This window comes from Ensifer sp. R1-3 (assembly GCF_056739175.1).
Map to the genome: position 1 here is coordinate 356,516 of NZ_CP096517.1, position 12,987 is coordinate 369,502.

At 60.9% G+C, this 12,987-nt stretch carries 9 protein-coding genes and 1 pseudogene; 7 read left to right on the forward strand and 3 right to left on the reverse strand.

Features of this window, described 5'->3' with window-relative positions; translation table 11 throughout:
• Nucleotides 1-3: 3 nt before the first annotated feature.
• On the reverse strand, nt 4-276 hold the full coding sequence (locus M1D43_RS26730; RefSeq protein WP_017276607.1) for a DUF2934 domain-containing protein: 273 nt from the start codon (nt 274-276) through the stop codon (nt 4-6).
• A gap of 1,606 nt (nt 277-1,882) precedes the next feature.
• Between M1D43_RS26730 and groES the strand changes: the two genes are divergently transcribed.
• The 6 genes from groES to M1D43_RS26760 all read left to right on the forward strand — a co-directional run bounded on the left by groES (nt 1,883) and on the right by M1D43_RS26760 (nt 8,490).
• Nucleotides 1,883-2,197: a co-chaperone GroES gene (groES, locus tag M1D43_RS26735; protein ID WP_017276605.1), complete on the forward strand. Its 315-nt coding sequence runs from the start codon at nt 1,883-1,885 to the stop codon at nt 2,195-2,197.
• Nucleotides 2,198-2,238: 41 nt separating this feature from the next.
• Nucleotides 2,239-3,867: a chaperonin GroEL gene (groL, locus tag M1D43_RS26740; protein WP_017276604.1), complete on the forward strand. Its 1,629-nt coding sequence runs from the start codon at nt 2,239-2,241 to the stop codon at nt 3,865-3,867.
• 180 nt (nt 3,868-4,047) lie between these two features.
• A complete protein-coding gene (locus tag M1D43_RS26745; RefSeq protein ID WP_017276603.1) occupies nt 4,048-5,382 on the forward strand; it encodes a Do family serine endopeptidase in 1,335 nt (444 codons plus the stop codon).
• A 42-nt stretch (nt 5,383-5,424) separates the two neighbouring features.
• On the forward strand, nt 5,425-6,612 hold the full coding sequence (locus M1D43_RS26750) for an NEW3 domain-containing protein (RefSeq protein ID WP_234893750.1): 1,188 nt from the start codon (nt 5,425-5,427) through the stop codon (nt 6,610-6,612).
• The gene (locus M1D43_RS26755; protein WP_017276601.1) at nt 6,609-7,547 is read left to right on the forward strand and encodes an ABC transporter ATP-binding protein; all 939 of its coding nucleotides are present in this window, start codon (nt 6,609-6,611) and stop codon (nt 7,545-7,547) included. The genes M1D43_RS26750 and M1D43_RS26755 overlap by 4 nt, the downstream gene beginning before the upstream one ends.
• Entirely contained in the window at nt 7,537-8,490 is a 954-nt protein-coding gene (locus M1D43_RS26760; protein WP_020479881.1) for an ABC transporter permease, read from the forward strand. Before M1D43_RS26755 ends, M1D43_RS26760 begins: the two co-directional genes overlap by 11 nt.
• Nucleotides 8,491-8,562: 72 nt before the next feature.
• On the opposite strand, the pseudogene M1D43_RS26765 reads toward M1D43_RS26760, so the two are convergent.
• A pseudogene (locus M1D43_RS26765) lies at nt 8,563-9,441 on the reverse strand (Crp/Fnr family transcriptional regulator).
• A 517-nt stretch (nt 9,442-9,958) separates the two neighbouring features.
• On the opposite strand from M1D43_RS26765, the gene ftsH reads away from it, so the two are divergent.
• Nucleotides 9,959-11,800: an ATP-dependent zinc metalloprotease FtsH gene (gene ftsH, locus M1D43_RS26770; protein WP_044558321.1), complete on the forward strand. Its 1,842-nt coding sequence runs from the start codon at nt 9,959-9,961 to the stop codon at nt 11,798-11,800.
• Between the two features lie 475 nt (nt 11,801-12,275).
• Here the strand turns inward: ftsH and M1D43_RS26775 are convergent, their stop codons facing one another.
• Nucleotides 12,276-12,638 (reverse strand): SPW repeat protein, encoded by a 363-nt coding sequence (locus tag M1D43_RS26775; RefSeq protein ID WP_086023400.1) that lies wholly within the window; start codon nt 12,636-12,638, stop codon nt 12,276-12,278.
• Nucleotides 12,639-12,987 lie beyond the last annotated feature (349 nt).

Genomic DNA, 12,987 nt, shown 5'->3' on the forward strand with positions numbered 1-12,987 from the left:
AGGCTAAGAGCCAAGCTGCTCCTCTTCGTCGATTTCGCTGGTGGCCAGTTCCCAATGGCGCTCGTGGTCACCGTGAATCCCGCCTTCGCGTTCCCAAATCTCGTAAGCGCGCCTTCGGACACGCTGTTCCTTCTCATCGGCAGCACCTGAACGGTTCTCCTCCGCTTGGCTCGTCGGAGTGGGTGCCTTGTTGTCCTGGTCACGATTTTGCAATTCATGTTCAATCGTGTCCCGGGAGCCCTCGGCAGGATCTGCGTTCCGCCTGTTATTAGCCATTTCGATCCTCCGCCTGCGCAATGATTGTGCTGGGTCGTTGCAAACCGAGCAAAGAGGAAGATGTTCCGGGCTGCTGCCTTAGCGGCCGCCATGATGACAGCGGGCGCAGCAACAGTTGGAACCTGTCGCCGCCAACGCGCCGAAAAATCGAGTTGGAGCGCTAACAAAAACGCCGCGCATTCCTGCTGAAGCCGTCTGAGGAACTTTTCTGGGAGCCTCAGGTTCTATGTTCACAAGAACAAGAGCTCAAGATTGGACACGGGCAGCCGACCATCTGCATACCGGCCTCATGGGTGCAGATGCTCTGGCAGAGCAACAGTCACAATGCTGACCAGCCAGGGATGACCGCCAAACACTAACGGAGCCGTCTGAGGTAAATGGCAGGCGTAGTGCTCATAGTTGTCATGGCCCTGCCGCTCGAAGCGGCATTGGTTCTCCTGTGGTTCGGGCCTCTGAGGAACGAGCTCACCAGGCCGCCTCAACAATCCAATTTTTGGGGGACTTGCGCCTGGGTGCCGGAAGTTGGCAAAGAGTCGTCGCGGGCCCAACACTCATCTAGCCCCGATACGCTGACCAGACAGATGCGCATCTAGGCCCCATCGTCTGACCGTCGGCTTAGCGGTCGAGAGCCGTTCTTCCATGAGCCTGTGCAAAGCTTTTTGCGAGATGCTCAGGTTCTCGGCTAAGAAGGTCATAATCGAAGTCTCTTCTTTCTCGCATCGGCAATCCCACGGTAAGGCGGTGACGCCTCGGAGCTGCGTGGAGGGCAAATATGTAGCTCTGAGGCGCCACTCACTCGAGCGGCTGACGAGGATGCCGCACCGGTGACTCCGATATTCCTCAATGGTGTCGCTCGGCGTTGTGCCTTTCCAATCGATGAACCGGACCAAAGTCCGGCAAGTACATGCCCCGCGTGTAAGCAATTGCGCGTGGCGGCCTAGTCTGTCCTTCATGCCCGGGACACGAAACTGGCGACTTGAAACTCCGGCCTTCGCCTGTCCGCGAGCTAAACGAGGCCGGGTATGAGTTAGTCGACGATGTGCCATATCTGCCGACTGCAGAACTGCTGCGACTACCGGAGATGGGCGGACGAGGATCTCGATCCAGTCCCGGGCCGTCGTCCGGCCTAGCGGCAGGTTGGCGGCGGTGTCTTTCTGACAATCTTCGCTCAATGCGGGCAGCGCCCAAAGGGGAGGGGAACAGGGTCAATCGAAAGTCAAACGCATCGCGATAAACGACCAATAGACACGTTGATACGGGTGAGCCGGAGGGGCTGCTTCTGGCTCATCCCCGCAGGGGTGGCTGGCCCTGGCATCTTCTTCAAGTGCAACCTTCCTGCACGAGAGAAACGTCCCGAGCAGCGACGACCCTGAAGGCGTCAATCCGGAACGGCATCCCGAGTGCCGCGCTAAACAGCCTTTGCATTCCAGCTCGATAGCACTCCAGAAGGTCGAGTGCTAAAATTTTTCGCTGTCCTCTTGAAACCCGAAAAAGCAAAGACCAGATCGATTGCGCGCGCCCAAAAGGTCGCGCGCCCCGCGTCGGATTCGCTTCGGATGCGGCGCGGAGGACCCCTTGAAACAAGCTGCTCTAAAGGGAGGACGACATGACGTTCCGTCCGTTGCACGACCGTATTCTGGTCCGCCGCATCGAAGCCGAGGAAAAGACCGCCGGCGGCATCATTATTCCCGACACCGCAAAGGAAAAACCGCAGGAGGGCGAGGTCATCGCCGTCGGCCCCGGCGCGCGCGACGACAGCGGTCAGCTGCGGCCGCTCGACGTGAAAATCGGCGACCGTATCCTGTTTGGAAAGTGGTCCGGCACGGAAATCCGGCTCGACGGCGAGGACTTACTGATCATGAAGGAATCGGATGTCATGGGCGTGGTCGAGGCCGAAGCGCAAGCCAGGACGGCCGCATGAGCGCGCCGATGGGAAGGACCATTTACTGAGGGAGTAGGAAAATGGCTGTCAAAGAAGTGAGATTCCATTCCGATGCTCGTGAGAAGATGCTGCGCGGCGTCGATATCCTTGCGAATGCCGTCAAGGTCACGCTCGGCCCGAAGGGACGCAACGTGGTGCTCGACAAATCGTTTGGCGCTCCAAGGATTACCAAGGATGGGGTTACGGTTGCGAAGGAAATCGAGCTTGAGGACAAGTTCGAGAATATGGGCGCCCAGATGGTGCGCGAAGTGGCCTCGAAAACCAGTGATATAGCCGGCGACGGCACCACGACCGCCACGGTTCTGGCACAGGCCATCGTGAGGGAAGGTGCGAAAGCGGTTGCCTCCGGCATGAACCCGATGGATCTCAAACGGGGCATAGACAAAGCCGTCGACGCCATCGTTGAAGAACTGCGGAGCAAAGCCAGAAAAGTCACCCGAAACGACGAAATCGCCCAGGTCGGCACCATTTCGGCGAATGGCGACACCGAGATCGGGCGCTTTCTTGCCCAGGCGATGGAGAAGGTGGGAAACGAAGGCGTGATCACCGTCGAGGAGGCCAAGACCGCCGAGACCGAGCTCGAGGTCGTGGAGGGCATGCAATTCGACCGCGGATATCTTTCGCCGTACTTCATCACCAATCAGGAAAAGATGCGCGTAGAGCTCGAAGAACCCTATGTGCTCATCCACGAGAAGAAGTTGTCCAACCTGCAGGCGATGCTTCCGGTACTCGAGTCCGTTGTGCAGTCCGGTAAGCCGCTTCTGATTATAGCGGAGGACGTTGAAGGCGAGGCACTGGCCACCTTGGTGGTCAACAGACTGCGCGGCGGACTGAAGGTGGCAGCGGTGAAAGCGCCCGGCTTCGGCGATCGCCGCAAGGCCATGCTGGAGGATATCGCCATTCTGACAGGCGGCACCACGATCTCCGAGGACCTTGGTATCAAGCTCGAGAATGTCACGCTCGACATGTTGGGTCGCGCCAAGAGAATAGTCGTGGAAAAGGAAAACACGACCATCGTGGACGGTGCCGGCTCCAAGGAGCAGATCCAGGGACGCGTAGCCCAGATCAAGGCCCAAATAGAGGAGACGACTTCCGACTATGATCGCGAGAAGCTGCAGGAGCGGCTTGCGAAGCTTGCCGGCGGTGTTGCCGTCATCCGCGTCGGCGGTTCCACCGAGGTCGAGGTGAAGGAGCGCAAGGATCGCGTTGACGATGCGATGCACGCAACTCGGGCAGCGGTCGAGGAAGGCATTCTGCCCGGCGGTGGCGTCGCATTTCTGAGAGCCGTTACAGCTCTCAAGAATGTCCAGACCGACAATGCCGACCAGAGACACGGTGTCGAAATCGTTCGCCGAGCGCTCGAGGCGCCGGTGCGTCAGATCGCCGAGAACGCAGGTGCCGAGGGCTCGATCATCGTCGGCAAGCTGCGCGAGGCGAGTGAACTCAGCTATGGCTGGAATGCCCAAACCAACGAATTCGGCGACCTCTTCGAGCAGGGCGTCATCGATCCTGTGAAGGTGGTGCGCACCGCGCTACAGGACGCCGCGTCGGTTGCGGGTCTGCTCGTGACGACGGAGGCGATGGTGGCCGAGAAGCCGAAGAAGGAGGCACCCGCGCCGGCGATGCCCGGCGGAGGCATGGACTTCTGAATGGGAATGGCGTCTTCGCGCGCATCTGGCGCGCGAAGATCGATCGACCGAACTGAGAAGGAACGCGCGTATGAGTGGGCGCGGCGGTTCCGGGCATTGCTGCATACGTTGGACGCCTGATTCCAAGGAATCCTTGCCTGCCCGGACAAAAGGAGGATTGCAAAGTTCAGGGGCAAGCAAATGAACACGCGTTCGTCGAAATATATCGGACTATTCATCGCACTCGCTCTGGTCCTGATACCCACGCCGGTATCACCGGCGCAGCCGCAAACTGCAGCGAGCCCGCAGCGGTCCCTCGCCGACGTTCTCGAAACCATAACGCCGGCGGTCGTCAACATAGCCGTGAGGTCGCGCGACCCCGCCGAATCCAATCCGCTCTACAACGATCCTTTCTTCCGCCGATACTTCAATTTGCCCGAACAGCGCCAGCGTATGAGCGCCGGCTCCGGCGTGATCGTGGATGCCGACAAGGGCTACATCCTGACCAACCATCATGTCGTCGCCAATGCCGGCGAGATTGCCGTCACGTTGAAGGATCGCCGTCGCTTCACGGCGGAGCTGGTCGGCAGTGACCAGGCGACGGACATCGCCCTGCTCAGGATCGACGCGAAGAGATTGACGGCGCTTCCCTTCGGCGACTCGGCCAGGTTGCGCGTCGGCGACACGGTCGTGGCGATCGGCAACCCCTTCGGGCTCGGCCAGACGGTCACCTCAGGCATCGTCAGCGCACTCGGCCGCAGTGGCATCAATGTCGAGGGCTATGAGGATTTCATCCAGACCGACGCCTCCATCAACCCCGGCAATTCGGGCGGCGCCCTGGTGACCGCCGACGGCAGGCTCGTGGGCATCAATACCGCGATCATCGCGCCGGCGGGCGGCAATGTCGGCATAGGTTTCGCAGTCCCGGTCGGGATGGCGTCTGCGGTGATGAAGCAATTGATCGAGCACGGCGAAGTGCGTCGCGGACGCATAGGGGTTGCCGTTCAGGACCTCACACCCGACCTCGCCGAAGCCCTTGGCATTAGCGAGACTCACGGCGCCGTCGTTGGCAGTGTCGACACGGATTCGCCGGCGGCTCGCGCGGGTCTTCAGGCCGGCGATGTCATTGTCGCCTTGGACGAACATCGCATCTCCGGGTCGGCCGATCTTCGCAACCGCATCGGCCTGGCGCCGGTCGGCTCGCAGGTTACGGTGGAATACTTGCGCGACGGCAGCCGCAAGACGCTCGCACTCCGCGTCGAGCCGGAAGACGGCAACGGAGATGTATCGAGCATGCCGCGGGCGCTTGAAGGAGCGCACTTCCAGGATGCCGCCGGCAAGGTTGTCGTAACCGGCGTCGAAGATGGAAGCGCCGCAGCCGGTGCGGGTCTGGAGGCAGGCGACGTCATCGTCGCCGTAAACCGGCGGCCGGTCGGCTCTACCGCCGACCTGGCGGCTGCCCTGAAGGAGGTCACCGGTACGCTCGCGCTGGATCTGTTCCGGGACGGCATGAGGTTGTTCCTCGTGGTTCGTTGACGGGGTTCGGCGCGAAGACGTGCAGCGCAAATGGAGAAGGAGATGAAGAAGACTGCGCTTTCGATCATTGCAATGCTCATGGCCGTCGCAACGGTTCTGGGCTATCCGGCCGCCGCGCCGGGGCAGGAGCCGCAGAGCCGCACGGCGGAACTGACAGGTTTCTGGCTGACCACGCCGCATCCCGAACTGGCGATCCGCCCCGGTGAAACCGAGACGATCCCGCTCACGCTTCGCAACTCGAACCAGCCGCCGCAGCGGGCCTCCATCGAGGTGTCCGGCATTCCGCAGGACTGGAAGTGGTCGTTGAAGGGCGGAAACCGCGACGTTTCAGCGGTGATCGTTGGGCCGGATGCGACACAGGAGGTGAAACTTGAACTCACACCGCCCGAGGGTGCGGCCGGTGACCGGGTCGCGATCGATGTCAGGGCGCGTTACGGCGATCAAGTGGCCGAGCTGCCGCTATCCGTCGGCCTGTCCAGCGAGCCAGAACGCGGGCTGGAGCTCAAGCCCGAACTGCCGGCGCTGCGAGGAACGGCGAGTTCGACATTCAGCTTTAAGGTGGACGTGACGAATGATGGCGACGAAAGCCTCTTCAACCTCGTCGCGAACGTCCCGCACGGCTTCCAGACACGCTTCAAGCGCGGTTACGGTTCCGAAGAAATCACGGGCCTACCGATAGAAGCCGGGGCGACGGAGACGGTGACGCTGGAAGTGACGCCGCCGCGCTCAACGCCGGCCGGGCGTTACCCGGTCGCGATGGAGGTTTCGGGAGGCGGCGCGAGCGCCGCGGCGGAACTCACCGTCGAGATAACCGGCCAACCCGATATCACGCTTACAGGTCCTCAGGAGCGGCTCTCCGGCGATGCGGTGGCCGGTAAGGAATCGAGCTTCCCGTTCACCCTTGCAAACACCGGAAGCGCCGCGGCAAGGGAAATTGCGCTCTCGGCGAGCCCGCCGTCCGGCTGGAAAGTGGAGTTCGATCCCGAGCGCATCGATCAGATCGCACCTGACGGAACGAGCCAGGTCAACGTTAAGATCACGCCCTCTGAGCGGGCGATAGCGGGGGACTACATGGTATCCCTCCGCGCAAACGGCGACCCTGTTTCGGAATCGGCACAGTTCCGCGTCACCGTCGAAGCATCGACGGCGTGGGGCATGGCCGGGATCGGCGTCATCGCAGCCGCGGCCGTTGTTCTTGGCATGGCAGTGATGAGGTATGGGCGGCGATGAGCACGACCATCATCGAAGCAAAGGGCTTGGTCAAACGCTACGGTTCCGCCATCGCCGTTGGCGGCGTCGACCTTGCAGTCGAAGCCGGGGAGGTCGTCGGTCTCCTCGGCCCGAACGGTGCCGGCAAGACGACCACTATCCTGATGCTGCTGGGTTTGACGGAACCGAGTGAGGGCAGCGTAAGGATCCTCGGCAAGGATCCGCTGCGTCAACCGCTTGAGGTCAAGCAGGAGGTCGGTTACCTGCCCGACGCCGTCGGCTTCTACGAGACAATGACGGGCCGGGAAAACCTTGCCTATGCGGCGCGGCTAGCCGGCATGTCCCAGGACCTGGCGCGCGAGCGTATTGCGGCCGCGCTGGACAAGGTAAGGCTCACGGAGGCAGCGGACCGGCGCGTTGCCACCTATTCGCGCGGCATGCGCCAGCGCCTGGGATTGGCCGAACTGCTGATGCGCAAATGCAGCGTCGCGATCTTGGACGAGCCGACGTCCGGGCTTGATCCGCAGTCCACCCAGGAATTGCTCGACTTTATCCGGGCTCTTAGCCGAGACGGCATGACCATCCTATTGTCGTCGCACATGCTCAACGTCGTACAAACCGTCTGCAGCCGCATCGCCTTGTTCAGCAAAGGCAAGATCGGATTCATTGGCACAATAGAAGAGCTCAACGCGAGGATCGGTGGCGCCGCATTCGTCATCGACGTTGAGGCGGACGGGATAGATCTGTCCGGTTTGGATCAGATGTCCAGCGACGTGAAGGCGGTCGAGCCAGACAGAGCTGGCCACTGGTTGATCGAAGCCGAGCGCGACATCAGGCCGGAGCTTGCCCGACTGATCATCGAAAAAGGAGGGGCGTTGAAAAACCTCGACCTGCGGCGTGCCCGGCTTGATCAGGCCTATAACCGCTACTTCGAGGAGTTTAGCCATGACTCGTGAAGGATCGCCCTTCAAGGGAACAATGACAGTCGCTCTCAAGGAGGCCGCCGACCATATGACTGGAGCGCGCATGCACCTGATCATGCTGCTTGTGATGCTCACGGCCATCGGCGCGGTCTATGGCGCGATCGGCAGGATTGCAGAAACCACGGCGGAGGACCCGTTCCTCTTTCTGAAGCTCCTCACAGTGTCACGTGAACCGCTGCCGTCCTTTGTGGCCTTTTTGGGTTTTCTCTTGCCTTTGGTGGCGATAGCGCTCGGGTTCGACGCGGTTAATGGCGAGTACGCGCGCCGGACGATGAGCCGCCTCCTGGCACAGCCCATCTATCGCGACGCCGTGCTTTCCGGAAAGTTCCTCGGCGCATTGATCGTCCTTGCTATCGCGCTTTTGACGTTGTGGCTCATCATGACCGGACTCGGCATCTTGTTCCTCGGACTGCCTCCCTCGGCCGCCGACGTTGTTCGTGGCACCGCTTATCTTGCGGCCACGCTCGCCTATGCTGGCGTCTGGCTCGCGCTCGCGATCGCCTTTTCGACGTTGATCCGCTCCCCGGCGACTTCAGCGCTCGCGGCACTATCTGTTTGGCTGGTCCTGACGATGTTCTGGGGCATGGTCGCGCCCCTGATCGCCGGGGCGCTGGCACCTATCGATCCGCTCAATCCCATGACGGTGGTAACACAGTTCGAGACACAACAGGCAATCGCTCGATTGTCCCCTGAGAAGCTCTACGGCGAAGTTGCCGCCATCCTGCTCAACCCGGCGGCTCGATCCGTCGGTCCGCTGTTCTTCGATCAGGTCGAAGGCGCCATAGCCGGCGCTCCCCTGCCGACAATGCAGAGCCTGATTATCGTCTGGCCACAGTTTTCAGGAATGATCGCGGCAATGATCCTACTTTTTACCCTAGCCTATGTCGTCTTCCAGCGTCAGGAGATCAGGGCATGACGTCTGCTGCGTTCGGAGCGGGCGGCCATAACGAATTCTTCTGCGGAGCAGGAGAGCAAGGGACGGGAGTTTTCAGGTGTCGACCGGATAGACGCCCTTGAGGACATCCCGGAAGTGGCGCGCCGCGGCCGCATTGCACTCGCATGCGAGCTGCCGTAACGCACTGGCGTCACGGACAGCGATACGCCCGCGCCTGTTTCCATGACTGAGCGCTGTTTCAAGCTATGTATGATGCGGCTGAGATAGCTGCGCCCCACGCCCAGCATCGCCGAGAGCTGCTCCTGGGTAAGAACAGTCTACGGTCCCCGTGCGCTCGATCGCGGCGAGCAGCCATTTCACCGTTCCTTGCTCGAGCGAGTGGACTGCGTTGCAGGCGATCGCTTGAAAGATCTGGGCCATGAGGCAATCAGCATAGCGTGCGAATAAGTGGCGCAGTGTGGGCGAGCGCTTCTTGGCGCCCTCCAAACTATTAAGCTCAATGCGGTAGAAGGGACCGCCGACTTGCACCTCTGCACGCGTAAAAGCCGGCAGACGCCCCTGACTGACGATTCCGCCCGCGGCCCCCTCCCGGCCTATGAGCGCCGTTTCCACCGCGCGTCCTTCGCTTAGGACAACGAAGTAGGAGATCAGGCTGCTGCCCCGCGGGAAATAGGCGAAGCGTACCGTGTCACCGAGTTCATGCAAAACCGCACCCGTCGTGGCAGACCATTCCTCCAGGAGCGGCTCTAGTATGTCCCAATCCTCTTCCAGCAGCCACCGACCGATCTCCCATCCGAAAGTCGACATGTTCGCTTCGATCTCGGATGGGGATTCTTCGAAGGTTACGAAGACGCCAGACTCATCCAATTCCATGATGCCTTGGGAGAGGAACTGAGTGGCGAAAACCGTCTTTCCGCTGCCGGGCGTACCGGCAACGATGGTGGTCCGCCGCCGCGGCAGACCGCCCATCATGAGGTCGTCGAAGGCCGCGATGCCCGTCTTCACGCGTTCAAGGACGGCGTCGACAGCAGAACTATTTGCAGGTCGTCATTCCCCTCCCTCGCTGCTTCCGTCAAGATTGCAAAATATTCGAGTACCTGAGCTGGATCGCTGATATCGCCGATGAGGCGGCGGGGCGGGTTGCAGCTTTCGTCGGCAAGGGTAGGCGTAGCGATGCCTTCGGTTCTTTGGTTCAAGAGGTTGTATCCGATCTCGGTTGCTGACCATCGAAGCGCGGCATGGTTAGGCTGCCCCGCACGGCTTCAGGTCCTGCAACGAGCACTGGTGACGCGGGGGACGGCTGGCATGGCTAAGGACTTCCAAGAGATCGCGTCCGGCCTCCTGATTCCAGAAGCATCGAACCATCTGCGCCTGGCGCTTACGAGGGAACCGTCGCTGTCCGCCGACGTTTCGTTGCTGCCGGCGGAGCAAATCCTTCTTCCAGTCTGACCGGCAGCCGGGCGACGCTGCAATTCGATGGGCTGCAAACATGAAAAGGCAGATGAAGTTCAACATCTGGTACTGGATCGTGGCCTTCTTCGCGCTGATGATGTTTCAGTACATCTTCGCGAGCGCCACGCAGATAGCGCAAATCCCTTACAGCCAGTTCGAAACGTATCTCAACGAAGGCAAGATCGCGGAGGTCGCCGTCTCTGACCAGTTCATCCAGGGACGTTTCAAGGCGCCCCAGGACGGCAAACCAATGTTCATCACGACCCGGGTCGAGCCGGACCTCGCCCGGCAGATGCAGGAGCGTGGCGTCGTCGTTACCGGCCACATCGAGAGTACGTTCGTCCGCGACCTACTGTCGTGGGTGATCCCAGGCGTGATTTTCATCGGTATCTGGATGTTCATGCTGAGGCGCCTCGGGGGCGGCTTCGGCGGAGGGCTGATGCAGATCGGCAAATCGAAGGCGAAGATCTATATGCAGATCGACACCGGTGTGATGTTCAAGGACGTCGCGGGCGTCGACGAGGCAAAAGACGAGCTGAAAGAGATCGTCGATTTCCTCAAGGATCCCAAGGGCTATGGCCGCCTCGGGGGGCGGATGCCGAAAGGCATTCTTCTCGTCGGTCCGCCGGGGACCGGCAAGACGCTACTGGCACGAGCGGTCGCCGGCGAGGCAGGGGTGCCCTTCTTCTCGATCTCCGGTTCTGAATTCGTGGAGATGTTCGTCGGGGTAGGTGCGGCCCGGGTGCGCGATCTATTCGAACAGGCGCGTTCCAAAGCGCCGACCATCATCTTCATCGACGAGCTCGACGCGCTCGGCCGTGCCAGGGGAATTGGCCCGATGGCAGGCGGGCATGACGAAAAGGAGCAGACCCTCAACCAGCTGCTGGTCGAACTCGACGGCTTTGACCCCTCGGCCGGACTCGTCCTCCTCGGCGCTACCAACAGACCCGAAATTCTCGATCCCGCGCTGTTGCGGGCCGGACGCTTCGATCGGCAGGTCCTCGTCGACCGCCCGGACAAGCACGGCCGCATGCAAATCCTGGATGTACATTTGAAGCGAGCCAAACTCGCTGCCGACGTCAAGTCGGAGCAGATCGCCGCATTGACGCCGGGTTTTACGGGAGCGGATCTCGCCAATCTCGTGAATGAGGCAACGCTGCTGGCAACGCGGCGCAAGGCTGATGCCGTGACCATGGGAGACTTCAACAACGCCATAGAGCGGATCGTTGCAGGGCTAGAGAAGCGCAATCGCCTGCTCAATCCAAGAGAGCGCGAGATTGTGGCCTATCACGAAATGGGCCACGCGCTCGTCGCTATGGCGTTGCCCGGGGTCGACCCCGTTCACAAGGTCTCGATCATCCCGCGCGGCATAGGTTCGCTCGGCTACACGATCCAGCGACCCACCGAAGACCGTTTCCTAATGACGAAAGAGGAGCTGGAGAACAAGATGGCGGTGCTGCTAGGCGGTCGCGCCGCGGAATGGATCGCCTTCGGCCACCTGTCGACGGGTGCGGCCGACGACTTGGTCAAGGTCACCGACATTGCGCGAGCCATCGTCGCCCGCTACGGCATGACCGAGGACGTGGGGCATGTAGCGCTCGAGCGGGATCGCCGCTCCCTCCTGACCCCCGAGCCGCTCTATGGCCCCCGCGAGCGCGATTACTCCGAGGCGACTGCTGCCATGATCGACGAGCAGGTCCGCAGGATCGTGGAGCACGCGTTTCACCGGACCGTTGCGCTGCTTAAGGAGCAGCGACCCACCCTTGAACGGGCGGCGAAGCTGCTTCTGGAGCAGGAGACGATCACTGAGGATGAACTGCGCGAGATCGTGGCGGGCGGAGATGCGACCCGGCGCACGACGGTCGCGCGACCTGCATGAGCTTTCTGCGCTTTCGGAAGCGCGCGCCGGCCGCTCAGGGAGCGCCAGCGTAACATTCCGACGCACTCCATTCTGCTCGTAATAACAACGAGTCAGACCATGCAACAGTTCGTGCGTGGATGGTGGAGCCAGGGTAACAATTTTTGCAGTGTTGTAACGAGCTGCATCTTGTCAGTGTGGCAGGGACCCGGACGGGACCGGCGGAGGTACGCGGGCGTGTTCACGTCTATTCTGATTTGAACGCGATCGGCAGCAAGATGAACGCGGAGACCGAGACGATGACCATTGCAATAGCAATGCGTTCAACTGCTTTTTCCATCGGCTATGGTCGTAAACCTTGCTCCGGCAATTCAAGCGCTCTTGGGTGATCTTGAAGGACTACGGCGGCTAAGTTGGTCAGGATCACCGATGATATGACTAGGACGGCCGGTCGGCTAGATGGTGCCCGCCACCTGGGCGGCGGGCACCATCGCGATCAAGCGCGCGCGTGAGGATTCTGGCGCTCATCCCAGAGAGCCCAAGCTGATATCGCCGCGACAAGCAGGCCGAGGACCACATGTGTCCACATGGCATTAGCATTCGTGGCGAAATCGAGAAGCCAGGGTGCGACAACGAGCCAGATCCCGATTACAATATTCGCCCATTCCTCCCATTCTGAGAACGCGGTCAATGTGGCGAGCGCCAGAGCACCTATGACGACGCCGACAATCCACGCGTTCCAAGCGGCCATGAACTCACCAGCGAAGCCCATGACCCAAGGCGAGACGAAAAGGGCGACTGCGAGGACGAGATTCATCCAGTCCTGCGGCTTTTTCCTTTCCATCAGCGTTGCCATCACAACCTCCAAAGATTGTAGTTGACAGAACATGCCAGCTGTTTCCAGCAGGCTAATTAACAGATAGTTTCGGGAAAAATCGCATTCAATATCCACTCGCATGCATGTGGTATGGGCAACCGATCCCTTGACTGTCTTTGCCCGAGACCTTTCACTTCATCACTCTGTGACGGCGCAATCGGCTCTTGATGAAGCGTTCGAGGAGGTCCGGGGGGCGGCGGCAAATTGCTGCGAGCGCCTCAACGCGGCGCCTTCTTGAACGCGTAACACATTGAACTACATTGCTATTCGCGATGATCGCCTGCCTGGACCGGTCGGACTACATGCCTCGAAACCGGTCGCAGTCTTGTAT

What these genes read in the sequence shown, in the direction of transcription:
- M1D43_RS26730 (WP_017276607.1), bottom strand. Translation starts at nt 276, where the DNA reads ATGGCTAATAACAGGCGGAACGCAGATCCTGCCGAGGGCTCCCGGGAC.
- M1D43_RS26755 (WP_017276601.1), top strand. Translation starts at nt 6,609, where the DNA reads ATGAGCACGACCATCATCGAAGCAAAGGGCTTGGTCAAACGCTACGGT.
- ftsH (WP_044558321.1), top strand. Translation starts at nt 9,959, where the DNA reads ATGAAAAGGCAGATGAAGTTCAACATCTGGTACTGGATCGTGGCCTTC.
- groL (WP_017276604.1), top strand. Translation starts at nt 2,239, where the DNA reads ATGGCTGTCAAAGAAGTGAGATTCCATTCCGATGCTCGTGAGAAGATG.
- groES (WP_017276605.1), top strand. Translation starts at nt 1,883, where the DNA reads ATGACGTTCCGTCCGTTGCACGACCGTATTCTGGTCCGCCGCATCGAA.
- M1D43_RS26750 (WP_234893750.1), top strand. Translation starts at nt 5,425, where the DNA reads ATGAAGAAGACTGCGCTTTCGATCATTGCAATGCTCATGGCCGTCGCA.
- M1D43_RS26745 (WP_017276603.1), top strand. Translation starts at nt 4,048, where the DNA reads ATGAACACGCGTTCGTCGAAATATATCGGACTATTCATCGCACTCGCT.
- M1D43_RS26760 (WP_020479881.1), top strand. Translation starts at nt 7,537, where the DNA reads ATGACTCGTGAAGGATCGCCCTTCAAGGGAACAATGACAGTCGCTCTC.